Source organism: Flavobacteriales bacterium (genome assembly GCA_016712535.1).
In the GTDB taxonomy this organism is placed as follows: Bacteria; Bacteroidota; Bacteroidia; order Flavobacteriales_F; family PHOS-HE28; genus PHOS-HE28.
In genome coordinates this window covers 1,009,885-1,034,593 of record JADJQW010000002.1, presented here as the reverse complement: position 1 = coordinate 1,034,593, position 24,709 = coordinate 1,009,885, and the positions used below count along the sequence as shown (strand labels likewise).

The following is a 24,709-nucleotide window of genomic DNA, read 5'->3' as shown; positions in this document are numbered from 1 at the left end:
CGGAGCCTTTGACGGGAATTGAACCCGTGACCTCTTCCTTACCAAGGAAGTGCTCTACCCCTGAGCTACAAAGGCCTGACTTCCTTCTTTCTTGGTTGAGCGGGAGACGAGATTCGAACCCGCGACATTCAGCTTGGAAGGCTGATGCTCTACCAACTGAGCTACTCCCGCGTTCATTCCGATTCTCTGCGGGGTTCCGGTCCGTAGGTGCCTGGAAGCGGCACCGGTGGCTCCGTGTGAAGTGGGTGGGGAGAGCAGGATTCGAACCTACGAAGCTGTGAAGCAGCAGATTTACAGTCTGCCCCCGTTGGCCACTTGGGTATCTCCCCTGTTCGGCATCACGGAGCCAATGGACGGATTCGAACCCCCGACCTGCTGATTACAAATCAGCTGCTCTACCAGCTGAGCTACATTGGCCTGTACAACAAGGAAAAGAACGGTTCCTTTCCCTCCTCTTCACCAAAAGGTTCCGATTTGGGCGGGCAAATGTAGAAAAGAACCGTTCGCTCCCAAACGATTCGGACGCTTTTGGCACGCGCCGTGATGCGCGCGGTGCTTTCGCGGGGCCCAGCAAGGGCTATTGGCGGTCTCGGCTGCGCAGGATTTGGCTGCGCAAGGCCTCGGTTACATCGCTGGTGGCCTCCTCGAAGGTCTTGCCTTGGCGCTTCGCGAAGAGGTCGTTTCCAGGAACCGCCAAGCGCACTTCCACCACTTTGTTCTGGCGCTCTTCCCCATCATGGTCAAGGCGCAGGAACACATCCGCGGAGTGGATGCCGTCCGTGAACTGGGTGAGCTTCAGGAGCTTCTCTCGGACATAATCGATGAGTTTGGAATCGGCGTCGAAATGGATGGACTGCACGTTGAGCTTCATGTTCACGAGTTCAGTTGGTTTATCCGGCCCTGCGCCCTCCGCGCGGATGTGCCTGAGCATGGGCCTTTTTGAGCCTCTCTGAGGTGTTATGGGTATATACCTGAGTGGCGGCAAGCCCTGCGTGGCCCAGGATCTCTTTCACGGCATTAAGGTCTGCGCCGTGGTCGAGCATGTGCGTGGCGAAGGTGTGCCTCAGCACGTGGGGGCTCCGCTTCTGTTGGGTGGTGACCTGCTCAAGGCGGCGCCTTACCAGGCGCTGCACACCGCTTCGCGACAACGGCTTGCCGCTGGGTTGCAGGAGCATTGGATCGCCCAAGGCTGCAGCTTTGGATGGCCTCAGGGCGATGTGCCGGCGCAAGCGGTCCGCCAGACCCGGGTGAATTGGCACGATCCGTTCCTTGTTGCGCTTACCTGATAAGCGCAAAGTTCCCGACCGCCCATCGAAATCACCCACTCTGAGCGCGATGAGTTCGGCAAGGCGCATACCCGTTCCATAGAGCAGCTCAAGTACCAGCAATTCAAGCTCATGCTTGGGGTCATCGCTCGAGGCTTCCGATGCAAAGACCATCGCCATTCGTCCTTCCTCAACGAATTCAGGCAGCCGCTTCGATGTCTTGGGTGCTTCAATCAGGTCCGTAGGTGCCTCATTCACCGCCCCAACTTGACGGGCGAAGCGGTAGAAGCCACGAACAGCGCTCAGCCTTCTGTTCAGGGTGCGCGCCGATTCACCGGCCTCCATGCGCGCCATCACCCAATACCTCAGGTACTGGCCATCGGCCTGCTCTAAGCGTGTTATGCCGCTCTCGCTCAAATAGGCCAAGAACAGGTTCAAGTCCGCCTTGTAGGCTGCCACGGTGTGCGGACTCGACCGGCGTTCGTGAGCGAGGTGCTCCAAGTAGCGGTTGATTAACATGCGGCGCAGGCGAAAGGTAAGCGCCTGGAAAGACGAAGGCGGAAGAGCCATAGCCCTCCCGCCTTCAGGAAGTGGAATCACGATTACTCTTGGTCGGTCTGCAGCTTGAGCTTGTAGGCGGCGCGGATGATCTCCTTGCGGCGCGCCACGGAAGGCTTGGTGAAGCTCTGGCGCTTGCGCAGCTTACGCATGGTGCCGGTACGCTCGAACTTCTTCTTGAACTTCTTGAGCGCCTTATCGATGCTCTCGCCTTCCTTGACCGGGATGATCAGCATGGTCGTGGTCCGTTTTTCAATCGGGGCGGCAAATATAGATGCACAGTTGGAAGTCGCAAACGATTTAACCTATGGCAGGAGTTCCTCGAGCCGTTCCTCGAGCGCTTCACTGCGGAGCCCCTTGTCCAGCACCTTGCCCTCGCGGTCAATCAGCACGGTGTAGGGAATTCCGCTCACCCCGTATTCCTGCGCCGCCGCGTTATTCCAGAATTGAAGGTCGCTGATGTGCTTCCACGGCAGCCCATCGGCCTTGATTGCCTCTACCCACGCCGCTTGATCACGGTCGAGCGAGACCCCAAGGATCTCAAAGCCCTTCTTGTGGAAGCGCTCGTAAACCCGCTTCACATTCGGATTCTCTATGCGGCAGGGTCGGCACCAGCTGGCCCAGAAATCAATCAGGACCACCTTCCCGCGCAACTGGCTGAGGGCGAAGGTACCGCCATCTGGCGTATTCTGCCGGATCTCGGGGGCTTCGCTGCCGATGGGCAGCAGATTGGCCAAGCGCTTCATCTCCTCTTCCTGCGCTTTCATCATCACCATTTCCTGCTCGTAACGGTCCACATTCTCGCGGAAGCTCTGGAAGAACCCGGATTGCGGCATCGTTCTGCGCAACTCGTCACGCACCTCCTTGAAGAGCTCGAACTCCTGCTGCAGATTCATGCGGCCCAGCACGCTGATGGCCACGGGCGATCCTTTGTTCTCGCGCACGAACTGCACGCAACGCTCGTAATAAGCCACGTTGCTGGCGTTCAATTCATCGAGGTTGGCGGTGTTCTGAGGGTCCTGCGCGAGGGCGGCGCGAAGTCCTGCCACCTTGGCTTCATAGCCCTGCGATTCGGCCTGGAACCGTTGCATGGCCTCAGTGTGCTTCGAGCCGCTGAGCCCTCGCGGGGTGGCGAACAGCCCTGCTTGCGCATCGATGCTCAGTTCCTCCGTGCTGTCGAGCACCACGATCAATTGCTCATTGCCCACGGTGATGCGGTAGAAATCCAGCGGCAAGCTGGGGGCGTAGATGATGCCCTTGCCGGACCCATCGAGCTTCACCGAATCGACATGGTAGGGCCGGCCATTCCGGAATTCGTCGAAGAAGGCCATCTGACCTCCGGCGCCCTCAACGCTCAACGAGATGGCGCGGCCGCCGCCACCCGGACCGGAGCACGCTACGATCAATAGCGCAGCAGCGATGGTACTGAACCTGTGATTCATGTTCAACCGTTTTCCTTTTCGAGAAGTCGGCGCACCACTTCATTGGCGCGCTTGGGGTCGGCCTTGCCTTTCGTTCCCTTCATCACTTCGCCCATGAAGAGGCCGAGAAGTCCTTTGTTGCCATTGCGGTATGCAGCCACCTTGTCCGGATACTTGGCCATCACGTCGTGCACCAGGCGCTCAATGAGGCCTTCGTCGGTGCTCTGAACCAAGTCGTGCTGGATGGCAAGCTCTTCCGCCGTGCTGCTCGAATCTTCGAGCATCAGCGGGAAGAGCTTCTGACTGGCCACGGTGTGGCTCACCTTGCCAGCGTCAATCAAAGCGATGAGGCCCGCGAGCCTATCCGCGCTGATGGGGAACTCGCTGATCTCAAGGCCACGCTCATTCAGCCAACCTCGCACGTCGCCCATCACCCAGTTAGCCGCGCCCTTGAAATTGCTGGTCTTCGCGATCACTGCTTCGTAGTAGAGCGCGGTGCCCTTGTCATCCGTGAGGATGCTCGAATCGTAATCGCTGAGGCCGAGCACCTGCGTGTACTTGGCGCGCAGCTCGCGCGGAAGCGGAGGCATTCCTTCACGTATGGCCTCCTTCATGGCCTCGCTCACGGTGATGGGCTGCAGGTCGGGCTCGGGGAAGTAGCGGTAATCGTGCGCGAGCTCCTTGCTGCGCATACCGATGGTGATGCCCTTGCCCGCATCGAAGGTGCGCGTCTCCATGTGGATGGCTCCGCCTGAATCCAGCACTTCGCTCTGACGCTGTGCCTCGTATTCAATGGCACGCGTCACGTTGCGGAAGCTGTTCATGTTCTTCACCTCGCAGCGAGTGCCGAATTTCTCCTGGCCTATGGGCCTCAGGCTGATATTGGCATCGCATCGCAAGCTGCCCTCTTCCATGTTACCGTCGCAGATGTCTAGGTAGCGGACCAGGCGGCGGATCTCCACCAAGTAGTCGTAAGCCTCCTGTCCGCTCCGGATATCCGGCTCGCTCACGATCTCGATCAGCGGAACACCCGCGCGATTCAGATCAACCAGCGTGTTGAAGGGATCCACGTCGTGGATGCTCTTGCCGGCATCCTCTTCCATATGGATACGGGTGATGCCGATGGGCTTGAATCCCGTTGCCGGATGCGGAATCAGGACTTTCCCGTTCGTGCAGATCGGCGTTTGGTCCTGCGTGATCTGGTAGCCTTTCGGGAGGTCGGGGTAGAAGTAGTTCTTGCGCGCGTAGTGCATCCAAGGTGCGATGGTGCAGTTGGTGGCCAGTCCCATGCGCACGGCCAGCTCCACCACCTTCTTGTTGGCCACAGGGAGCGTTCCCGGATGCCCTAGCGTTACCACGCTCACATTGGTGTTCGGATGATCACCATATGCGTTGGGATCGCTGCTGTAGGCCTTGCTGCTGGTGATCAGTTGAGCATGCACCTCCAAGCCCACTACCAGCTCGTATTTCTCGCTCCAGTGGGGCGCGCCGGTACCTGTAACCACCTCCTTCTTCGTGCTCATCTCAGCAGCTGGCGATGAGTTCCTTCATGATGTGCGTGAGATTGGGCTCTGCCTTCTCCGCCACGCGCTGCACCATTTCGTGCGTGGTCTTCTCGATCCGGCCTTTCACGCCCATGTCGGTGATCACACTCATGGCGAAGCAAGGGATGCCCATCTGCCGTGCGGCGATCACTTCGGGCACGGTGCTCATGCCCACGGCATCGCCCCCGATCACGCGCACGTAATGGTACTCGGCAGGCGTCTCCAACGTTGGGCCGGTGAGCCCAACGTAGCAGCCTTCCTGCACTTTGATCGATGCACTCGATGCGATGCCCTTCGCATCGGCGATCAGCGCGTGATCGTACGGCTCGCTCATGTCCGGGAAGCGCGGACCGAGCTCGTCGATGTTCCGGCCGATGAGCGGATTCGGGAACAGGCAGATATGGTCGTTGATGATCATCAGGTCGCCCACCTCGAAAGCCGGGTTGACACCACCGCATGCGTTGCTCACAAAGAGCCGATGGATGCCGAGGAACTTGAAGACGCGCACCGGAAGGACCACCTCGTCCATGGTCCAGCCCTCGTAGAAATGGAAGCGGCCTTGCATGGCCACCACCGCCTTGCCGCCGAGCTGGCCGAATAGCAATCGGCCCGGATGGCCCTGAACCGTGCTCACCGGGAACTCGGGGATCGCGCTGTACGGAATAGCGAACTTCACTTCGATCTCCTTGCCCAAGCCGCTCAGCCCCGTGCCGAGGATGATGCCGGTCTCAGGCACGAAACCGCCGGTGGCCTTCTTCAGATGGTCAGCGATGCGTTTGATGCGGTCCAACATGGCGGCGGATGAGGTCGGCGAATCGTTCCGGTTCGTTCAAGATGACGGCCCGCATGCCGATGGTCGCCAGCGGAATGCCTTGGAGCGGAGTGCCTTGCAGCGAACCCAGCCTGGCGGCATCCTTCTCCGTGGTGACCAGCGTTTTCGGGCCGGGCGCGAAAGTAGCGTAGTGATCAGCGATGCGTTCCATGTCGGCACGAGTGAACGCATGGTGGTCGGGAAAGGCGAGGTGCTCTACGATGGCGGTCTTCCGCAGATGGTCGAGGAGGGGTTGCGGATCGGCGATGCCGGTGACGAGGAGAATCTGACCGGTCGAAGGTTGCAGGTTCTTGCCTGACTGAGGATTGCTACCAGCATTCAACCCCCAACCATCAACCTTCAACCTGAGTTCCTCATGCTCAATTCCTGCGAAGAACAACCCTTGAGCCCCCGACAGGCCCAAGCGCTCACGCCAACGAGCTTGCTCCTCGGCCGAAGGCAAGGCCGGGCACTTCGTTACCACCACGATGTCGGCTGCTCTGCGGCGCGATGGCAGGTCGCGCAAGCGCCCAGCCGGCAATAGCGCATCATCGCACCAAGGACGCTGCCAAGTGGTGAGCAGGATCTTGAGGTCCGCATCCAAACGGCGGTGCTGCAGAGCATCGTCGAGGAGCACGGCCTGCACATCGGGCAAATCGCGGATGATCTGTTCGATCGCTGCTACCCTATCCGCGCCTACGAACACACGCGCTTCAGGGAACTTACGCTTCACCTGTAACGGCTCGTCGCCGCTGCGCTCGGCAGCATCAGTGGCCTGCACTTCGTGGATGTCGCTGCCTTTGCGGCCGTAGCCACGGCTCAGCGTGGCAATGAGCGATGTGCCATGCAGCGCGCGCAACATCAGTTCCAGCATCGGCGTCTTGCCCGTCCCGCCCAAAGCAAGATTGCCGATGGCGATGGTGGGCACGGCAGGCTGGATAGAGCGGCGCAAGCCAGCATCGTACACCACATGCCGCATCCGGAGCACCAGGCCATAGAGCCAAGCGAGGGGTGCAAGTGCAAGGCGTTGAACGACCATGATTACTTTGCCGCGAACCCGCGCGAGATGCGCGAAGCGTCAAAGATGAAGATCAAAGACCTCATCGCCCCGCTAGAAGCATGGGCGCCGCGCTCACTTCAGGAGGATTACGACAATTGCGGCCTCCAAGTGGGCGAACCAGAGGCAGAGATCGATTCGGCGATGATCTGCATCGATTGCACGGAAGCCGTGGTGGAAGAAGCAGCGGCCAAGGGCTGCGGCCTCATCATTAGCCACCACCCGGTGATTTTCCGCGGGCTTAAGAGCCTGGTGGCCAAGAGCCATGTGGAGCGAACGGTGCTCGCGGCCATCAAGCGCGGCATCGCCCTGTACGCTTTCCATACCAACCTGGATAATGTGATCCACGGCGTTAACGGCGAGATCGCCGAGCGCCTCGGGCTGAAGCCAGTGCGCGCCCTCGTCCCGAAATCGGGTCAATTGAGGAAGCTGGTGGTCTTTGTGCCCACGGAGCATGCCGATGCCGTGCGCAATGCCGTGTTCAATGCCGGCGGTGGGCACGTAGGCAACTACGACGAATGCAGCTTCACTGTGGGCGGCATTGGCACCTTCCGACCCGGGCCCGGGACCAACCCCTACTCAGGCGAGCATGGCGTGCGCAGCAGCGATGCCGAATTCCGGCTCGAGTTCATCTATCACGCCCCGCGCGAACAGGCCATCCTTGCTGCCATGGTGGCCGCGCACCCGTATGAAGAGGTGGCCTACGACCTCTATCCGATGGTTAACGTCCACCCCGGCATCGGCAGTGGCCTCTTGGGCGAATGGGATGCGCCGATGACCGAGACCACCTTCCTGGCCAAGCTGAAGCAGGTATTCGGGCAGCAGGCCATCCGGCATACCCGATTGCTCGGCGGGCCCATCCGCCGGGTGGCCCTTTGCGGGGGCTCCGGGGCCTTCCTCATTGGCGCCGCCAAGGCCGCCGGGGCCGATGCCTACCTCACCGGCGACGTGAAGTACCATGAGTTCTTTGAGGCCGATGGGCGCCTGCTCCTGGCCGACATAGGGCACTACGGCAGCGAGCAATTCACCATGCACCTGATCCAACGCAGGTTAGGGGAACATTTCCCTACATTTGCCGTCCGTTTGACGGAAACCGTCACGGACCCCATACATCATTATTGACATGGCGAAGAGCGACGTGAAGGCCCCGGCAAAAGAGAAGGAGGCCAAGAAAGCCCCTGTGCTCGGCAAAGCCGAGATCACCATTGCCGAGAAGCTGGTCGAACTGTACCGGTTGCAGACCATCGACTCTGAATTGGACCGCATCAAGGTGCAACGGGGCGAATTGCCCTTGGAAGTGCAGGATCTGGAGGACGAGGTTGCCGGCTTGGAGACGCGCCTGAAGAAACTTCAGGATGAGTTGGCCGAAATCGAAGGCCAGGTGACCGACCGCCAGAACCAGATCAAGGAAGCCAAAGCGCAGATCAAGAAGTACGAAGGCCAGCAGGCCAAGGTGCGCAACAACCGAGAGTACGATTCGCTAACCAAAGAAATCGAGTTCCAGAACCTGGAGATCCAATTGGCTGAGAAGCGCATCAAGGAATTCAAGGCACAGATTGATGCCAAGAAGGGCGTGGTAGATGAGAGCAAGGCCAAGCATGATGAGCGCCGCAAGGACCTTGATGTGAAGAAGAAAGAACTCGACGAGATCGTCGCGGAGACCGAGAAGGAAGAGAAGGATCTTTCGAAGCGAAGCGCCGCTGCGAGCAAGAGCATCGAGGAGCGCCTGCTGAGCGCCTATCACCGTGTTCGCAGCAATACGCGGAATGGCCTCGCTGTGGTGCCTGTTGAGCGAGGCAGTTGCGGGGGCTGCTACAATTCAATCCCGCCCCAGCGGCAGCTCGACATCGGCAGCCACAAGAAGATCATCGTTTGCGAGCACTGCGGCCGCATCCTGGTGGATGAGTACGTGGTGGACCGCGTGAACGGAGCGGCGTGACCCGCTCGATAGGAACCGCTGAATGACCGAAGGCCCGCAAGGGCCTTCGTCCTTAAGGCCTCAAGGCAACTGTGATCATGGCCCCGAAGCGGCTGCGGTCAATCACCACGGCATCGACTAGCTCAGCGGCGTACGGTTGATAGCGCACACCCTGCACAGCGTAGTTCGCGCTGAAATCGACGGTGATGTGCTCCCCGCGGTAGCCTAAGCCCGCTGCGTAATTGCGGCGAGCCTGGCCACGAAGGACGTCACCTGCGCGATAGGGATCGGACAAGAAGCCCCAGCCCGCGCGATAGTACCAGTTCGAGAATCGCCACTCGGTGCCAACGCGAACACTGTGCTGCGGAACGAAACGGCTGCGTATCGCGAGGTTCTCGAGCTCGAAGTCATACGGGTCGTCCAGGGTCGCCGAGCGGCGATACCGCATGCGCGTGGCATCGGAATACTCATAATCCACGCTGACCAAGCCATTCGACCCGGCCACATAGGCAGCGCTGACCACCGCACGCCACGGTGCCGTGAGCCGATACGCGAAGTTGCCATCAGGCGATGCGGACTCCTGGTCGAAATCGCCTGCCGCGCCTACGCCCGTGTAGCCTGCACGCATGCTGGTACTGTACACATCGTTGAGGGAAATCCATTGCGGGCTGAAAAAGGCCGCGCCGGCCCGAAGGCGCTCGGTGATCCGGAACAAAGCGCCCAGAGAAAGCTCGAAACCGCTTGCCCCGGTCTGCAGAGTTTCCTGGAATTCGATCTGCTCGATATCATTCGTGGGCGAAAGACCGTATTCGGTGTGGGTGATCGTTCGCCGGTACCGATGACCAATGATGTTCATCGACCCTCCGATGTACACGCGGTCATCGAAATTGGCGGAGTAGAAGAAGCCGGTTCGCGTGGCAGCGCCGCTCGATTCGATGAGGTCGCGCTGTCGGGTCTCTCCATCCGCGGGCAGGCCACTGAAGTATGAGAGGGTGTCTCCTGGAACAGTATCGATCGCGAAGAGGTCCCATGCTAGTGCGGCCCCGAAAGGAAATGCGTCGTAGATGGAGTAGGACGGAGTGCCGCTGGCCTGGTTCACGAATTGGGTAAGCATGGTGCCGGGCACGCGCTCAGCCAACGCATCGGTGCGCACGTGGTGCGAAGCGATGCGATCGTAAACCAAACCGTAGGCAGCGCCTTTGTAACTGCCTTGTCCCTTCCCAACGGTGCGCAGCACCAACGCCATGTTGGGAATGGTCACCTTGCCATTGGTAGTACCGGAGGTGCTGCCATAATGCTGGCTCCGATCGCTTCCGACCTCCAGCCCGATGCTCATGCTCAAGCTGCTGCTGCGATAAAGCGCCAGCCCTGCCGGATTGATGCTGATTGACACCGGATCAGCACCGACGGCACCGAACGCATTGCCCAAGCCGTTGCTCCGCGCCGTGCCACCGGGTTGTTGCGAGACTGTGCGCAAGGCGTCCTCTTCGCTTTGCGCGAAGCCCGGGTCCGGCGCAATCGCCAAGAGAAGCGAAACGCAGGCACAGTAGCCGTATCGCCCCCGATGGATCATCGTGAGCGGTGGCGAGTCGGTGATGAACCTCCGCCCCCATCCCTGGATGGCGCGGGGGAAGGCGACGAACGCTCAAAGGTGCGCTCATTCGGACGTTCGATTCCGGGCTGACGCTCGCGGTTCGGTCCCACCGATGGTTTTCGCTCCATCGGGCGCTCCACTGGCCTGGGCTCACGGACCCTGATAGGCTCTGTCAATGGCTGCGCCGGTCGCAGTCCAGGTCGTGATTGCTCGCCTATAGAACGGGATGGCTCTGAAAGAGGCTTATTTGGTGCGAGCCCAATGGGGTCGCGCGCCATGCGTGGAAACGAACCACTGGAGCCGGTGTTGCTCGATCGGTTCGAGGGTGGCCGATGGCCTACGTAGGTATTGCTGCTTCCGCCAATGACCACCGGCACATAGCAGGTGCGGCACGGGCCATATGGCCCCCAATAGGAACCATAGCCGTAGTCCCAATTGCCCCAGCCCCAGCCCGTATAGCCGCCATAACCCCAGCCATTGTAGCCACCGGTGCCCCATCCGCCATATCCCGGATAGCCCCAACCACCATATCCGCCATTGTACCAGTTCATGTTACCGCCATAGTTCCAGCCGCCAAAGCCGCCCCACGGGTTATTCATGCCCCACGGCTGGTTCCAAGGGTCGTTCCAGCCATTGTTCATGCCCATGCCACCATTGCCCCATCCCATCCCCATTCCCCAGCCCGGACCGTTCCAGCCGCTCTGCCAGCCCATGCCAGAGCCGAAACCGAAGCGACCGTAGTTGTAATAATGCGGATCATTGTAAGCCATGTCATAATAACCCCGTTGGGCACCTGATGCGGCAGCAGCATCCGGATCATAGTAGTCATCATTGGCGGGTTCCTCTGCCTCAGGCTTGCTTGCTGATGGTTCCGGCTCTTGGGCGTTTGATGCAGCCTTGGCGGTCGATGGCATGAAGTAGACGTCGTCGTCGTGCTGCACCAATGGCTGGGTCGTTGTGCACGACCCGAGGATCAACGCGAACGCGACCAGGAGTGGGGTGATCGGGCGAACTGCCATGGTTCCTTCGGGTTTGGGTGAACGGATCGATGAGGCGCCGGAATGGCGATACGTACTTTCGGCGCGTCCCGGCTGGAACAAAAATAGTACCGGGCTGCACCGATGGCCGACCTGTTAACGAAGCGCGCCGACGATTACGCGCAGTGGTACAATGACCTCGTTCTGAAAGCCGATCTGGCCGAGCACAGCGACGTTCGCGGTTGCATGGTGATCAAGCCGCATGGCTATGCCATCTGGGAGAAGATGCAGCGCGCGCTCGACGACATGTTCAAGGCCACGGGGCATGTGAATGCCTACTTCCCGCTGTTCATCCCCAAGAGCTATCTGGCCAAAGAGGCCAGCCACGTTGAAGGCTTCGCGAAGGAATGCGCCGTGGTTACGCATTACCGCCTCAAGAGCGATCCCGTTCATGGTGTGATCGTCGACCCTGACGCGAAACTGGAAGAGGAGCTCATCGTTCGGCCCACGAGCGAGACCATCATCTGGAACACCTATCGCGGCTGGATCAACAGCTACCGCGACCTGCCGCTGCTGATCAACCAATGGGCGAACGTGGTTCGCTGGGAGATGCGCACGCGCTTATTCCTGCGCACCTCGGAATTCCTCTGGCAAGAGGGCCACACCGCCCACGCCGCCAAGGAAGAGGCGATCGCCGAGACCGAACGCATGCTCGAAGTTTACGCGCGCTTCGCCGAGGAATGGCTGGCAATCCCGGTGATCAAGGGCATCAAGACCGCCAGCGAGCGCTTCGCCGGAGCTGAGGAGACCTATTGCATAGAGGCGCTGATGCAGGATGGCAAAGCGCTGCAGGCCGGCACCTCACACTTCCTTGGGCAGAATTTCGCCAAGGCATTCGATGTGCTCTTCACGAATAAGGAGAACAAGCAAGAGCATGTGTGGGCGACGAGCTGGGGGGTGAGCACCCGACTGATGGGCGCCTTGATCCTCACGCACAGCGACGACCACGGGCTGGTGCTGCCCCCGAAGCTGGCACCCGTGCAAGTGGCCATCGTGCCCATTGCCAAGAACCCGGAGCAGTTCAATGCCATCCGCACCTATGCCGCACCCATGATGGAATCGTTGCGAGCCAAGGGCATTTCAGTGAAATTCGACGATGACGATACGAAGAAGCCGGGCTGGAAATTCGCGGAGTACGAATTCAAGGGCTATCCTGTCCGCATCGCCATCGGCCCCCGTGACTTGGAGAACGGAACCGTTGAAGTGGCCCGGCGCGACACGCTGGAAAAGCAGGTGATGCAGATGACCGATCTCGCGGAAAAGGTGGAGCATCTGCTAGGCCATATCCAAGACAACCTTTACCAGAAGGCACTCGCCATGCGCGAGGCGGGCACACGTGCAGTGGACTCCTACGATGAATTCAAGGTCGAGATCGAGAAGGGCGGGTTCCTTCTCGCGCACTGGGATGGCACCCCGGAGACGGAAGCCCGCGTGAAGGAAGAGACCAAGGCCACCATCCGGTGCATCCCGCTCGACGGCGATGGTGCTCCCGGCACATGCATGGTGAGCGGGAAGGCAAGCGCTCGCCGCGTCATCTTCGCAAGAGCCTACTAGCATGAGCAAGCAGAAGACAGCACCGGATGCGCGTGACCTGATCCTGGGCCTGCTGCGCACCAAATCCTGCATGAAGCAGGATGTCTATCGGAACACCGCCCAATTGTTCGAGCTGGTCAAGGAACTCCTGCAAGAGATCGCGGGCGACCTGGAAGCGCAGGTGAAGGCCCACGACGAGCGACTCGCCGTGGCTTTCACTGATAAGGGAGCAACGGCGTGCGAACTGCGGGTCGCTGGGGATGTGGTCATCTTCCACATGCACACCAACGTCTTCAAGCTTGACCAGAGCCACAGCCTGTGGAAGACGAGCTACCTGGAGGAGGATGACTGCGCGGCTATTTCGGCGTGGTGAACATGTACAATTTCCTGAGCGACTCATTCAAATACAATCGGGAGCGAGATCTAGGGTACCTCGTGGCCCGCCTATTCCTCAACCGGGACAACAAGTTCTTCGTGCAAGGCAAGCGCCAGCTCGGCTTCCTCTACGACGACCTGGAAGCCAATGACCTGGAGCGCAGCCGGATCAAGGATGTACTGCTCTCCGTGGTGCTCTATGTGCTGGAATTCGATCTGCTCGCTCCGCCTTACGATCAAGTGAATCAGGTTACGGTGAGCGAAATGAACGAGCTCAATGCCAACCTCACCATCAGCACGGGCAAGCGCCTCGGCTTCCGCTTCCAGAGCGACTTGGACGATCCGACCTGAAGTGCATTGCGGTTTCAGCCGTCTGTTTACATTTGCGCCCCCTCCGGGGAATTTTCATCATGGCCCGTTCGTCTAGGGGTTAGGACGCGTCCCTTTCACGGATGAAACAGGGGTTCGATTCCCCTACGGGCTACGCCGCATCGCCGGAGCCTTTGCAATAGCAAGGGTTTCCGGCGATCATCGTTTACTGGTCTTCGGTTCGTCCGTTGGTGCCTGGACCTTCGGCGAGCCCTGCAAACCTTGCGCTCAGAGCAAGGGAACTAACTGCTCCAATCGCATCCCGCGCGAACCCTTGAGCATTATGAGCATGTCCCTAGGTGCAGAACCAGCCCATGACGCAAGCAGGGCATTGATGTCCTTGAAAGCACCTTCCCCGACTGCTTCGGCGTAAAGGGGCCCAACGAACACAACCGGCAGGGCCAGTGAATCACACAATTCTGCCATTCGAACATGCTCGCCTTTGCCCTCGGGCCCGAGTTCGAGCATATCTCCGAGCACGGCGAGCTTCGGCCGATCGGTTTCCATGGAAGCGAAATTCCGCAATGCAACCTCCACACTGGAAGGATTCGCATTGTAGGCATCCATGATAAGCTGATTGCGTCCGGTATCCTTCCACTGCGATCGGTTATTCCCGGGTGAATACATCTCCAAGGCTCGCGCAATCAATCTGTCCGGGACTCCGAATGCCTGGCCAACGGCAATGGCGGCCAGTGCATTGGGCAGATTATAAGACCCAATTAGCTGCGTTCGTGCTTCGAAACGTTCGCCACTCACCCCCCGAAACCATAGCGACAAACAAGATCCGGAGTCGAGCAAGCCGCCTTGCGTTCGGCAGGCCTGACCGTTGCCGTAGGTGATGCACTTCTCAAAGCCCCCAGCCTCCCGCATGAGCAATGCATCGTCCGCATTGACCAATACGGCCCCGCCATGTCCGGCCAACCAGCGGAAAAGCTCCGTCTTCGCGCGTACAACGCCGTCAAGGCCTCCGAATCCTTCCAGGTGCGCTTTACCGATGTTGGTGATGACCCCGTGGGTGGGTTCGGCTATTGACATCAGCTCAGCGATGTCACCGGGCTTGTTGGCGCCCATTTCGATGATGGCGAATGAATGGTCCTTATTCGCGCGGAGCAGGGTCAAGGGCACACCAATGTGATTGTTCAGATTGCCTTCTGTGGCCAGGGTGCATCGATCGGTGGAAAGAACAGCATGCACCAGCTCTTTCGTCGTGGTCTTCCCGTTCGAGCCGGTAATGGCGAGCACGGGAAAACCGAACTGCCTTCTATGGTACCGACCAAGTTCCTGCAACGCGGCCAGCACGTCAGGCACCAGGATGCAACGCTCGTCCGTGGCGAATTCCGGCTCGTCAACGACTGCGAAACGCGCGCCCTTCTCGAGTGCTTCCGACGCCAGCGCATTAGCGTTGAAGCGCGGACCCTTCAATGCGAAGAACATGCAGCCAGGAGCAATGGCCCTGGTATCAGTGCATGCTCCGGTTGATTCCAGGAAACATCGATGCAGCGTATTCGCGTTTATCATTGAATGAAAGACCCCCGGACTCAGCCGGGGGTCGAATGTATGCGGACGAGCAGGCGGTCAGAGCTTCTTCGCTTGATCGAGCTTCTTGCGGCGCTTATCGTCTCCGAGGCCCTTGGGACTTCCAACCCGCGTCATGGCGCATCGGAATCCGATGGTTGAAGTGCTCTGCCGTTCATCAAGATGGCGGCGTGTGGCAGGACCAGCCCAATAGATGCGATCGGCCCAAGATGCTCCCTTATACACCCGGCTCCTGTCGTTCACGAGAGTGGTCTTGCCCCAATCGTACATCGCATTGCCTTCGAAATCGGGTGTTTCGTAATAGATGCTGCTCTCTACATCACCATCGCGGAAATCGATGTTGTCGCTCTGGCGATAGTTCCGGCGATCGATATTCTCTTCGACGGTGACATTCCGCATGCGCACTTCGCCTGGCTGGTCGTTCTGGTAATCGCTGATGCCGGAAAGCAGTTTCGGGCAGATCTCCAGGTCCTTGCCCTTGATGTTGTCGATCATGTCCTGAACACGCTGCATGGCCGCATCGTGCTTGCGGGTGCTCACGAATTCAATGGCCTGGTCAATCTGAGTGAGCAGCTCGTCGATGAGCGCGGCTTCTTCATCAATGGCGCGGCCCTGCATCGCCAACTGGAACTCGGTGAGGTAGTACTTGATGCCATCCACGTCGTAGATCACCAGATCGTGCTTGTCCTGCACAACGCCATCGCTGTTCAGCACCTTCGTCTTGAACACGTTGCCGCGGAAGGCGCGGAAATCATCCTTGTCCTCTGGGCTCAGGTTGCGATAAACATCCATCACCCATTCGCTCACATTGCCGGCCATGTTATACAGCCCGTAATCATTCGGCCAGTAGCTGAAGACCGGGGCTGTGATATCGGCATTGTCATTCAAACTGCCGGCAACGCCCATGTAATCGCCGCGGCCACGCATGAAGTTCCCCCGGAAGTCACCGTAGAATGCACCTCCGCTCTTGCGGCTATCATAACGCACCCAGTGACCGTTCCACGGGTAGATCCGGCGCTCCACCACACGCTCATCGACCGTGTTACCGATGATCCCATAGGCGGCATATTCCCATTCCGCCTCAGTTGGCAGGCGATAGCGCGGGAGGAGCACGCCGTCCTCCATCTTGATGTTCCGGCGGTCCTTGTTCGGATTGAAGTCCACCACCCCATCGACCTTCTTGCCGCTCTCGTACTGGCCAGCCAAGTACGAATCCGTGGTGAAGTGGTCTTCGTTGATCTGGTTGGTGTAGTGCTCGAATAGGCCCTCACGGATGAGGATAATCTCGTTCACGCGGTCAGTGCGCCAAGCACAGTAATCGTTCGCTTGCAGCCAATTCACGCCTACCACTGGGTAATCACGATACGCCGGGTGGCGCAGGTAATATTCCACATAGGGCTCATTGAAGGCGAGCTTGTTGCGCCACACCAAGGTGTCAGGAAGGGCCTTCTTGTAGATCTCCGGGTAGTCGGCCGCAAAGACACGGTCGAGCCAATACAAGTACTCGAGCCAGTAGAAGTTCGTCACTTCAGCCTCATCCATATAGAAGGACGATACCGTGACCGTGCGCGGGATGTGGTCCCATTCATGGCGCAGGTCATCAGACACCCGGCCCATGGTGAACTGACCGCCCTCGATCAGTACCAAGCCGGGCCCATTCTCCTGGTCCTCGTAGCTGGCCTTCTCGAACCCTCCGTTCTTGGAGTCGTTGTAGTTCCAGCCAGTGGCACCGCTCTTCTCGAAATTGCAACTCGAGAAGAAGGCGCTGGCCAGCACCAGGATCCCTGTCTTCCTTGCAAGGCTCATGTGCTTGGTTTTTTTGGTGGTGATGAAGAGGCTCAGAACGTGGGGCACGCCACCACGCGGAATCTCCGCTTCTTGGGTTTGCACTTGAACTGCAGCTGCATGCTCACCTCATGAGATCCAGCGGTCCGTGTGGTGAGCTTGCTCGTGGTGAGGTCGTAGCTGTATCCGAACTTGAACTTCTCGGTATGGAACCCGATAAGCATGATGAACGAGTCCCGTGTACGGTACCAAACCCCGGCGGTTATCGGACCGTGGTCCACGTACATGCCGAGGTTCAATTGACGGAACGCCGCTTGTTGCTGGTATAGTACGTTCGGTGAGATCTTCGTTCGAGCATCCCCATACTTGCCGCGCATGCCGATGGGGATGGCAGCTCCTGCATGGCCCGTGATCTTCATCGGCAACCGGCTGGTGCCGACAATGAGCGACTCATTGGGCTGGGTGAGGTGGTGCACTGCGAATCCCACAAAGTAGATATCCGTGTAACCGAGGAGGCCTGCGCTGAAGTCGGCATTCCCAACTCTGCCGCCCCGTGGAACATCATTGGTGTTGTAAATGAACCCTCTTCTAGGATCGATCTGGTCACCGAATGTGAGCTTGTTCCAATCGAGCGACTTCTGGAAATAGGTGGCCTGGAACCCGGCCTTCAGCGAGAACTTCCTCGATATCGGCTGCTGGTATGAATAAATTCCGCTCACCGTCGTGGTGCTCAAGGTGCCTTTGCCTGCCTGGTCATTGGTTACAATGAAGCCCAATCCGCCCTGCATGGCATCGATATGCTGATCATAGCTGGCGCTGGTAGTGACGAAGGTGCCGGTGAGGGCGGGCCACTGGTTGCGGTAATTGAGCACGACCCGCGGGCAGCGAGCGGTGCCGGCAAAAGCCGGATTCAGGTAGAGCGGGTTCGCGTAGAATTGGGTGAACTGCGGATCCTGGGCCTGAGCGGCAAGCCCGACCAGCATCGACCATCCGAATACTACGCGCACGCGCCAAAGAGTGATTCTCTTCATGCTCCTATTGCGGTCTAGCCCAACTGCAAGCGCCAATTATACGCATCCCTTCCGAACCGGTTCTCCACCCCTTGGCAATAATGCTCGCCTGAGGCCGTTGGTCCCCTGCCCGAAAGCCAAGGGTCGAAGGTAGTAACTTCGATCCGAATTGTTGAAAACCTGTTGATTGAGGTTCATGAGAACGAGTTCGCGAATCTTCGCCCTTCCCTTGATGGTAACCGCTTTCAGCGCGGCTATTGCCCAATTGGACCCTTGGCGGACGCTAGAATGGAAATTGCCTCCGGCCGAGGGCAAAACAGTCCTGGCCCCTCCATCGCCCGTGCTCAGGAGCGGCGAACCGGACCATGAACGCGGCGGATTGCCCGTGCATGTTGAAGTCCTTCCGCTCAATAGAGGTTCGCGCATCGCAGGGGCGCGCGTTGTCGATGCCGAGTACGATGAGGTTTCTCGAACTGAGCTTTCCGCGTGGCCGACATTGGCTGTCATTGGTCCCGAGCCCGATGTGCATGCTCAGGTGAGGCTGCTTCGAAAGCGCCCCTTCCTGCTGGTCTCCGTTTTCCCGTTCAGGCGAAATCCAGCTACGGGTGCGATCGAACGACTGAGGAGGTACCGCTATGAATGGGTCGAGGCAGCAACTTCAGACCTAGGCAGCCGAAAGATGGACTACCCCGACCATTCGCTGATGGAGACCGGCGATTGGTATCGCATGACCTTGGCCAAGGACGGCGTTTACCGGGTCACATACGATTTCCTCAATTCGTTGGGCGTGAACACCTCGGGGTTGAACAGCGACCGAATCAACGTGTATGGGAACAACAACGGCCTGCTTCCCTTCGTGAATAACCTGCCGGTGCCTACCGACCTGAAGGCCCATGCGATCGAAATGGTTGATGGCGGCGACGGCGTATTCGGCCCAGGTGACTATCTCCTCTTCCAAGCCAACGGCTCCTTGAGGTGGACATTGAATGGGAACTTGTTCAGCCATACGAAGCATGTCTACACGGATTCGGCATCTTACTTCATCGGTATCGACGTGGAGCCCCCAGTGCGCATCTCATCCATCGCGTCAACGACGGATGCTCCCACACAGACTGTAACCCGGTTCAACGACCGGCAGGTCATTGACCGCGACTTGGTGAACCTGATCAAGAGCGGCCGCACCTGGTTCGGCGAGGTCTATGACCTCGTGACCACGTATACCTACGGCTTCGATGTGCCCAACCTTGCCATCGATGTGCCCGTGACGCTTGAAGTCTGTGTTGCGGCCCGCACCTACAGCAGTGGGACTGTCCAGAATACGAGCACCTTCACCCTGAACTCGACCAACGGATTCGAAGGTACCTTGCCGGTGACGAGCATCACCAACAGTCCAACGGGCGCTGTGGCCAAGGAAGCCTGTCAGACCTATACGTGGACCACGGCGGGCAACAACCTGCCGATTACCGTGACCTTCAATAAGTTCGATCCGGTGAGCTCAGCGGGCTGGATGAACTACCTACGGTTGAATTGCGTTCGCGAACTGCGGATGAGCGGAGACCAGATGCAGTTCCGGTCGCTCGCATCGGCAGGCTCCGGCGAAATCAGCGAGTTCGTGATCGATCAAGCGCAGCAGGCACAGCGGATCTGGGACATCACCGACCCCACGAGCCCCATGGCAGTCCAATACACAACGGTGGGCAACCAGAAGACATTCAGACTGCCCACGGAGAGCCTCAGGGAGTTCATTGCCTTCCGCGATGCCAACTACTTGACGCCAACCAGCATCGGCCGGGTTCCGAATCAGGACTTGCACGCCACGGCATTGCCCACGGACCTGGTCATCGTCTCTCACCCGGCGTTCCTCTCGCAGGCGCAACGCTTGGCCGACCGACGGATGAACGAGGGATTGACCGTGCGTATCGTTACTCCGCAGGAGGTATTCAACGAATTCTCTGGCGGATTGCGTGACGCCACTGCGATCAAACGGTACATGCGAATGCTCTATGACCGTGCGGGTGATGATGCCCCCGAGCTGCTCCCGCGCTACTTGCTGCTCTTCGGTGACGGCTCGTACAACAACATATCCTTGAGCGCCAGCAATCAGAACTTCATCCCGAGCTACCAGACTGCGGATGCTATCGACTTCTCGCGCTCTTACACCTCCGACGACTACTTCGGCCTGCTCGATGAGAATGAAGGCGAAGGCACGGGCGACCTGGTCGATATCGGGGTGGGGCGCATCATCGCCCATACCACCGAGCAGGCCAGGCAGGTGGTCGACAAGATCCTGGGGTACGACGCCCTGCGCGGGATCCCGTCATCTGGGGGCAGCTGCGGAAATGACGGGGATGGTGGAATAGCGGATTGGCGCACGCATGTGCTCTTCGTGAGCGATGACCAGACCGGGGACGGCTTCGAGGGCGTTATCCACATGGATCAGAGTGATTCGTTGGCCCGACGCGTGGACCGCGAGTACCCGACCCTGAACGTGGACAAGATCTACCTCGATGCCTACCAGCAGATCGCCACGCCCGGTGGGCAGCGCTACCCGCAGGCCACCATAGAGCTGCGCGACAAGGTGCAGAAGGGTGCCTTGGTGGTGAACTACATCGGCCATGGCGGCGAGGTGGGTTGGGCGCATGAGCGACTGCTCGATAACACGACCATTCTAGAGTGGTCGAATAAGGACCGCCTGCCGATCTTCATGACCGCCACCTGCGAATTCAGTCGCTGGGACGATCCAGGCCGCACTTCTGCTGGTGAATTCGTGCTGCTCAATCCAAGCGGTGGTGGCGTTGCGCTCATGACCACCACCAGATTGGCTTATTCCAGCCAGAACTTCAGGCTCGCCAATTTCTTCTATGACCACATCTTCCAGCCGCTCGATTCGCTCAACCGGGAAGCCCGCATCGGCGATGCCTTCCTCTATACCAAGTTCGATATCGCCTATGCCCAGTCCACCCTGCGCAACCACCGCAACTTCAGCCTCCTCGGCGACCCAAGCATGCGCCTGGCGATGCCGCGCAAGTCGATCCAGATCACGGCACTTACGGACACTCTTGGTCAACAAGTTGATACTTTGAAGGCTTTGAGTGTAGTGCGCATCTCCGGATTCGTGGATGATGGCAATGGGCAGCCGATGCAGGATTTCAATGGCGTGGTGGTGCCCATCGTATACGATAAGCAGACGACGCAGAGCACACTTGCCAACGATGGAGGCGGGCCCTTCAACTTCAAGGTGCGCAAGAACGTGATCTACCGCGGGCGAGCCACCGTGACCAATGGCAGCTTCAGCTTCACCTTCGTGGTGCCCAAGGACATCAACTATCAGTTCGGCAAAGGGCGGGTGGCGTGCTACGCGGAATCGCTCTCGGATAACGCCAGCGGCTACGACAACGACCCGATCGTCGGCGGTACAGCAACCGACGTCCCCTTGGACAACGACGGACCGCGCATCGAGGTTTACCTGAACGATGAGCAGTTCGTGCGCGGCGGCATCACCAACGAGACGCCCTTGCTCTTCTCGAAGATCTTCGACGAGAATGGCATCAACACCGTGGGCTCCAGCATCGGTCACGACCTGCTCGCCACCCTGGATGAGAACACGGAGTAGGCCATCGTGCTGAACGACCTTTACGAGTCCGATGTGGACACCTACAAGAGCGGTCAGGTGCGCTACCGTTTCGGCAAGCTGGCTGACGGCCCCCACACCCTCACCGTGAAGGCCTGGGACACGCACAACAACAGCAGTGAAAAGAGCACCGAATTCGTTGTGGCCTCCAGCGCGGAGCTGGCACTTGCGCACGTGCTCAACTACCCCAATCCCTTCACCACGCGCACCGAGTTCTACTTCGAGCACAATCGCCCCTGCAACACGCTCGAGGCCCAGGTCCAGGTGTTCACCGTGAGCGGACGATTGGTGAAGACCTTGAACCGCCGGCTCACCTGCGACGGCTTCCGCACCGAACCGCTCGCTTGGGATGGGCGCGACGACTTCGGCGACAACCTCGGTCGAGGTGTTTATGTGTACCGCCTCAGCGTGGCGGCTCCCGATGGCGCCAAGGCCGAGCAATTCGAGAAACTCGTGATCCTCCGCTAATACCCCAACCGTCGGACCGCCAGTATATTCGCACCCCTTTCCACGACCCGAACGATGACCCTTCGCCGCCGATCGCACCTGCCCCTTCTTGCACCGCTCCTTCTCATGGCGGTGCCGGGTAAGGCTCAGAATAACGCCTGCGTGAACCAGATCAACGGTCGCGACTGCAAGGAAGGGAACATGAACACCATCACCACGGCGGTGCCGTTCCTGATGATCAGCGTGGACAGCCGCGCAGGCGGCATGGGCGATGCCGGGGTGGCGGTTTCACCGGATGCCAACTCGATTCACTGGAACCCTTCGAAGCTCGCCTTTGCTGAGAAAGAGGGCGAATTCAGCATCAGCTACAGCCCATGGCTGCGCAAACTGGTGCCAGACATGAGCTTGGCCTACATCGCCGGTTACAAGAAGCTGTCGAACGATCGCAGCGCTATTGGCGGGAGCCTTCGCTACTTCAATCTGGGCAGCATCACCTTCACGGACATCAACGGCAGCACCATCCGCGAATTCAAGCCGGCCGAGTTCGCCATTGATGTGGCCTTCGCGCAGAAATTCAGCGACAACTTCAGCGGAGGCATCGCCATCCGCTACATCAACAGCAACCTCACTGGCGGCATCAGCGTGCAGGGCGCCAACAGCAAGGCGGGCCAGAGCGTGGCGGCCGATGTGAGCTTCTTCTACCAGAAACCGGAACTGCAGATCGGCGAGAAGGAAGCCACCTTCGCCTTTGGCCTCAATGTGAGCAATGTGGGCGCCAAGATGAGCTACACCTCATCGGCCAATAAGGACTTCATCCCGATCAACCTGCGCTTAGGCCCAGCCTTCACCGTGAACCTCGACGAGTACAACAGCCTCACCGTGAACCTCGATGCCAATAAGCTCCTGGTGCCGACACCACCGATCTACGACCCCAAGCAGCGTGACCCCGCCACTGGCGAGTTCCTCGTGGCGAGCGGTCGCAACCCGAACGTGGGCGTTGCCGAAGGCATCTTCGGCAGCTTCAGCGATGCTCCCGGATTCGGCGAATGGAACGCGGACAGCTCCGCTTTCACCGTGTATGAAGGCAGCAAGCGCCGCGAGGAGCTGCAGGAGATCAACCTGGCCGGCGGGCTCGAGTACTGGTACGACAAGCAGTTCGCCTTCCGTGCAGGCTACTTCCACGAGCACTTCAACAAGGGCAACCGGCAGTACTTCACCGTTGGATTGGGCCTGCGTTACAGCAAGTTCGCGCTCGACATGAGCTACTTGATCGCCAACCAGCAACGCAGCCCGCTGGCCAACACGCTCCGCTTCACGCTGGGCTTCGTGTTCGATGGCAAGGGCTCCAAGAAGAAAGCCGGTTGATGGCCCCATTGGGCAGCCTCCCCTATCGCATCGGCCTCGGTTACGACGCGCATCAACTGGCAGCCGGCCGAGAGCTCTGGCTGGGCGGGGTGCGGATCGATCATGGAACCGGCCTCGATGGCCACAGCGATGCGGACGTGCTCTTGCATGCCTTGTGCGATGCGTTGCTCGGCGCCGTTGGCCTTGGCGACATCGGCCAGCATTTCCCCAACACCGATGCCACCTGGAAGGGGGCAGATAGCAAGCGCCTGCTCGAAGCAGTGGTGAAGCAACTCCATGAAGGTGGCTGGCGAGTGGGCAACGTGGACTGCACGCTGGTGATGGAGCGCCCGAAGGTGATGCCCCACGTGCCTGCGATGCGCGCCGCCATTGCGCCCTTGCTCCAAGTAGCTGAAGACGCGGTGAGCATAAAGGCCACCACCAACGAACGGATGGGATTCGTGGGCCGTGAGGAAGGCGCCTGTGCATATGCCGTGGCGATGGTACGGCGCTCTGAAGCGGTGAGCGGGTAGCTTCGCCGCTCATCCTTTCCCCATGCGCATCCTCGTTACTGGATCGAACGGCCTGCTCGGGCAGAAACTCGTGGACGCCTTGCGCGATGATGCGGGCGTTGAGCTGATCGCCACAGGACGCGGGCCGGACCGCACACCGGATCCGCTCGGCAACCGCTACCATGCCATTGATTACACCATCCAGTCCGATGTGTATCGCGTATTCGAGGCGACACGTCCCGATGCGGTGATCCACGGCGCGGCGATGACGAACGTAGATGCCTGTGAGACCGACCCGGAAGCGTGCCGCTTGCAGAACATCACCGCGACGCACAACTTGATCGAAGCGGCCAAGTTGCATGGCAGCCACTTCATCTTCCTGAGCACCGACTTCATCTTTGATGGGAAGAACGGCCCGTACCGCGAAGAGGATGCGCCAGCTCCGCTCAGTGCCTATGGACATAGCAAGCTGGACGGCGAGCGCCTCGTGATGACATCAGGCCTCGCGAAGTGGAGCATCGCGCGCACCATCATCGTGTTCGGCGTGGCCCCAGGACTGAGCCGGAGCAACGTGATCCTCTGGGCGAAAGGCGCACTGGAGAAAGGCCAACCGATCAAGGTGGTGGACGATCAATGGCGCATGCCAACGCTGGCCGAGGACCTCGCTGATGGCTGCATCCGCATCGCCAAGCAAGGCGCCACCGGCATCTACCACCTGAGCGGCCCAGATGGCATGAGCATCTTGGAACTCGTGCAGCGCGTTGGCGCCTACTTCAAGCTCGACACCTCCGTTGTGACACCGGTGAAGAGCGACACTTTGGGCCAACCAGCCGCACGTCCGCCGAAGACCGGCTTCGTGATTGACAAGGCGCGGAACGTATTGGGCTGGAAGCCGCGCAGCTTCGAGGAGGGGCTCGCTTTGGTGGCAGCGCAGTTGGCGCGCGGTTAGTCATCGGTTCTCG

21 protein-coding genes, 5 tRNA genes and 1 pseudogene are annotated in these 24,709 nt (G+C 59.5%); 11 read left to right on the top strand and 16 right to left on the bottom strand.

Features of this window, described 5'->3' with window-relative positions; all coding sequences use genetic code 11:
• Positions 1–3: 3 nt before the first annotated feature.
• From IPK70_04275 to lpxK, 11 genes are all read right to left on the bottom strand, one after another.
• Positions 4–75, bottom strand: a tRNA-Thr gene (locus IPK70_04275).
• Positions 76–98: 23 nt separating this feature from the next.
• Positions 99–171, bottom strand: a tRNA-Gly gene (locus IPK70_04270).
• A 75-nt stretch (positions 172–246) separates the two neighbouring features.
• Positions 247–329 (bottom strand) — tRNA-Tyr (locus IPK70_04265).
• Between the two features lie 15 nt (positions 330–344).
• Positions 345–417 (bottom strand) — tRNA-Thr (locus IPK70_04260).
• A 160-nt stretch (positions 418–577) separates the two neighbouring features.
• Positions 578–871 (bottom strand): HPF/RaiA family ribosome-associated protein, encoded by a 294-nt coding sequence (locus IPK70_04255; protein MBK8226371.1) that lies wholly within the window; start codon positions 869–871, stop codon positions 578–580.
• A 19-nt stretch (positions 872–890) separates the two neighbouring features.
• On the bottom strand, positions 891–1,784 hold the full coding sequence (locus IPK70_04250) for a tyrosine-type recombinase/integrase (GenBank protein MBK8226370.1): 894 nt from the start codon (positions 1,782–1,784) through the stop codon (positions 891–893).
• Between the two features lie 83 nt (positions 1,785–1,867).
• Positions 1,868–2,059 (bottom strand): 30S ribosomal protein S21, encoded by a 192-nt coding sequence (locus IPK70_04245; protein ID MBK8226369.1) that lies wholly within the window; start codon positions 2,057–2,059, stop codon positions 1,868–1,870.
• Positions 2,060–2,128: 69 nt separating this feature from the next.
• Positions 2,129–3,154 (bottom strand): TlpA family protein disulfide reductase, encoded by a 1,026-nt coding sequence (locus IPK70_04240; protein MBK8226368.1) that lies wholly within the window; start codon positions 3,152–3,154, stop codon positions 2,129–2,131.
• Positions 3,155–3,267: 113 nt separating this feature from the next.
• Positions 3,268–4,767 carry an Asp-tRNA(Asn)/Glu-tRNA(Gln) amidotransferase subunit GatB gene (gene gatB / locus IPK70_04235; protein ID MBK8226367.1) on the bottom strand — a complete coding sequence of 500 codons (1,500 nt, stop codon included), beginning with the start codon at positions 4,765–4,767 and terminating at the stop codon, positions 3,268–3,270.
• 1 nt (position 4,768) lies between these two features.
• Positions 4,769–5,581: a purine-nucleoside phosphorylase gene (locus IPK70_04230; GenBank protein ID MBK8226366.1), complete on the bottom strand. Its 813-nt coding sequence runs from the start codon at positions 5,579–5,581 to the stop codon at positions 4,769–4,771.
• On the bottom strand, positions 5,553–6,638 hold the full coding sequence (gene lpxK, locus IPK70_04225; protein MBK8226365.1) for a tetraacyldisaccharide 4'-kinase: 1,086 nt from the start codon (positions 6,636–6,638) through the stop codon (positions 5,553–5,555). The genes IPK70_04230 and lpxK overlap by 29 nt, the downstream gene beginning before the upstream one ends.
• 45 nt (positions 6,639–6,683) lie before the next feature.
• On the opposite strand from lpxK, the gene IPK70_04220 reads away from it, so the two are divergent.
• Together IPK70_04220 and IPK70_04215 are read left to right on the top strand one after the other, a co-directional pair.
• On the top strand, positions 6,684–7,778 hold the full coding sequence (locus IPK70_04220; GenBank protein ID MBK8226364.1) for a Nif3-like dinuclear metal center hexameric protein: 1,095 nt from the start codon (positions 6,684–6,686) through the stop codon (positions 7,776–7,778).
• A gap of 1 nt (position 7,779) precedes the next feature.
• Positions 7,780–8,595 carry a hypothetical protein gene (locus tag IPK70_04215; protein MBK8226363.1) on the top strand — a complete coding sequence of 272 codons (816 nt, stop codon included), beginning with the start codon at positions 7,780–7,782 and terminating at the stop codon, positions 8,593–8,595.
• 52 nt (positions 8,596–8,647) lie between these two features.
• On the opposite strand, the gene IPK70_04210 is transcribed toward IPK70_04215, so the two are convergent.
• Together IPK70_04210 and IPK70_04205 are read right to left on the bottom strand one after the other, a co-directional pair.
• Entirely contained in the window at positions 8,648–10,051 is a 1,404-nt protein-coding gene (locus IPK70_04210) for a hypothetical protein (GenBank protein MBK8226362.1), read from the bottom strand.
• Between the two features lie 92 nt (positions 10,052–10,143).
• Positions 10,144–11,187, bottom strand: a complete 1,044-nt coding sequence (locus tag IPK70_04205) for a hypothetical protein (GenBank protein MBK8226361.1) — start codon at positions 11,185–11,187, stop codon at positions 10,144–10,146.
• Between the two features lie 102 nt (positions 11,188–11,289).
• On the opposite strand from IPK70_04205, the gene IPK70_04200 reads away from it, so the two are divergent.
• The 4 genes from IPK70_04200 (at position 11,290) to IPK70_04185 (ending at position 13,597) form a co-directional block, all read left to right on the top strand.
• Positions 11,290–12,759, top strand: coding sequence for a proline--tRNA ligase (locus IPK70_04200; GenBank protein ID MBK8226360.1), 1,470 nt, complete (start codon positions 11,290–11,292; stop codon positions 12,757–12,759).
• A 1-nt stretch (position 12,760) separates the two neighbouring features.
• Positions 12,761–13,111: a hypothetical protein gene (locus tag IPK70_04195; protein ID MBK8226359.1), complete on the top strand. Its 351-nt coding sequence runs from the start codon at positions 12,761–12,763 to the stop codon at positions 13,109–13,111.
• A gap of 2 nt (positions 13,112–13,113) precedes the next feature.
• Positions 13,114–13,464 (top strand): hypothetical protein, encoded by a 351-nt coding sequence (locus IPK70_04190; protein MBK8226358.1) that lies wholly within the window; start codon positions 13,114–13,116, stop codon positions 13,462–13,464.
• Positions 13,465–13,525: 61 nt separating this feature from the next.
• Positions 13,526–13,597: transfer RNA gene (locus IPK70_04185), tRNA-Glu, on the top strand.
• Positions 13,598–13,710: 113 nt separating this feature from the next.
• Here the strand turns inward: IPK70_04185 and murF are convergent.
• From murF to IPK70_04170, 3 genes and pseudogenes are all read right to left on the bottom strand, one after another.
• On the bottom strand, positions 13,711–14,916 hold the full coding sequence (gene murF / locus IPK70_04180; protein MBK8226357.1) for a UDP-N-acetylmuramoyl-tripeptide--D-alanyl-D-alanine ligase: 1,206 nt from the start codon (positions 14,914–14,916) through the stop codon (positions 13,711–13,713).
• A gap of 783 nt (positions 14,917–15,699) precedes the next feature.
• A pseudogene (locus IPK70_04175) lies at positions 15,700–16,824 on the bottom strand (SUMF1/EgtB/PvdO family nonheme iron enzyme).
• 32 nt (positions 16,825–16,856) lie between these two features.
• Positions 16,857–17,834 carry a type IX secretion system membrane protein PorP/SprF gene (locus IPK70_04170; GenBank protein ID MBK8226356.1) on the bottom strand — a complete coding sequence of 326 codons (978 nt, stop codon included), beginning with the start codon at positions 17,832–17,834 and terminating at the stop codon, positions 16,857–16,859.
• A gap of 658 nt (positions 17,835–18,492) precedes the next feature.
• Between IPK70_04170 and porU the strand changes: the two genes are divergently transcribed.
• The 5 genes from porU to IPK70_04145 all read left to right on the top strand — a co-directional run bounded on the left by porU (position 18,493) and on the right by IPK70_04145 (position 24,696).
• On the top strand, positions 18,493–21,426 hold the full coding sequence (porU, locus tag IPK70_04165; GenBank protein MBK8226355.1) for a type IX secretion system sortase PorU: 2,934 nt from the start codon (positions 18,493–18,495) through the stop codon (positions 21,424–21,426).
• A 6-nt stretch (positions 21,427–21,432) separates the two neighbouring features.
• Positions 21,433–21,912: a T9SS type A sorting domain-containing protein gene (locus tag IPK70_04160; GenBank protein MBK8226354.1), complete on the top strand. Its 480-nt coding sequence runs from the start codon at positions 21,433–21,435 to the stop codon at positions 21,910–21,912.
• A gap of 141 nt (positions 21,913–22,053) precedes the next feature.
• On the top strand, positions 22,054–23,256 hold the full coding sequence (gene porV / locus IPK70_04155; protein ID MBK8226353.1) for a type IX secretion system outer membrane channel protein PorV: 1,203 nt from the start codon (positions 22,054–22,056) through the stop codon (positions 23,254–23,256).
• The gene (locus tag IPK70_04150; protein ID MBK8226352.1) at positions 23,256–23,768 is read left to right on the top strand and encodes a 2-C-methyl-D-erythritol 2,4-cyclodiphosphate synthase; all 513 of its coding nucleotides are present in this window, start codon (positions 23,256–23,258) and stop codon (positions 23,766–23,768) included. The genes porV and IPK70_04150 overlap by 1 nt, the downstream gene beginning before the upstream one ends.
• Before the next feature lie 22 nt (positions 23,769–23,790).
• The gene (locus tag IPK70_04145) at positions 23,791–24,696 is read left to right on the top strand and encodes an SDR family oxidoreductase (protein ID MBK8226351.1); all 906 of its coding nucleotides are present in this window, start codon (positions 23,791–23,793) and stop codon (positions 24,694–24,696) included.
• The last annotated feature ends 13 nt before the right edge of the window (positions 24,697–24,709 follow it).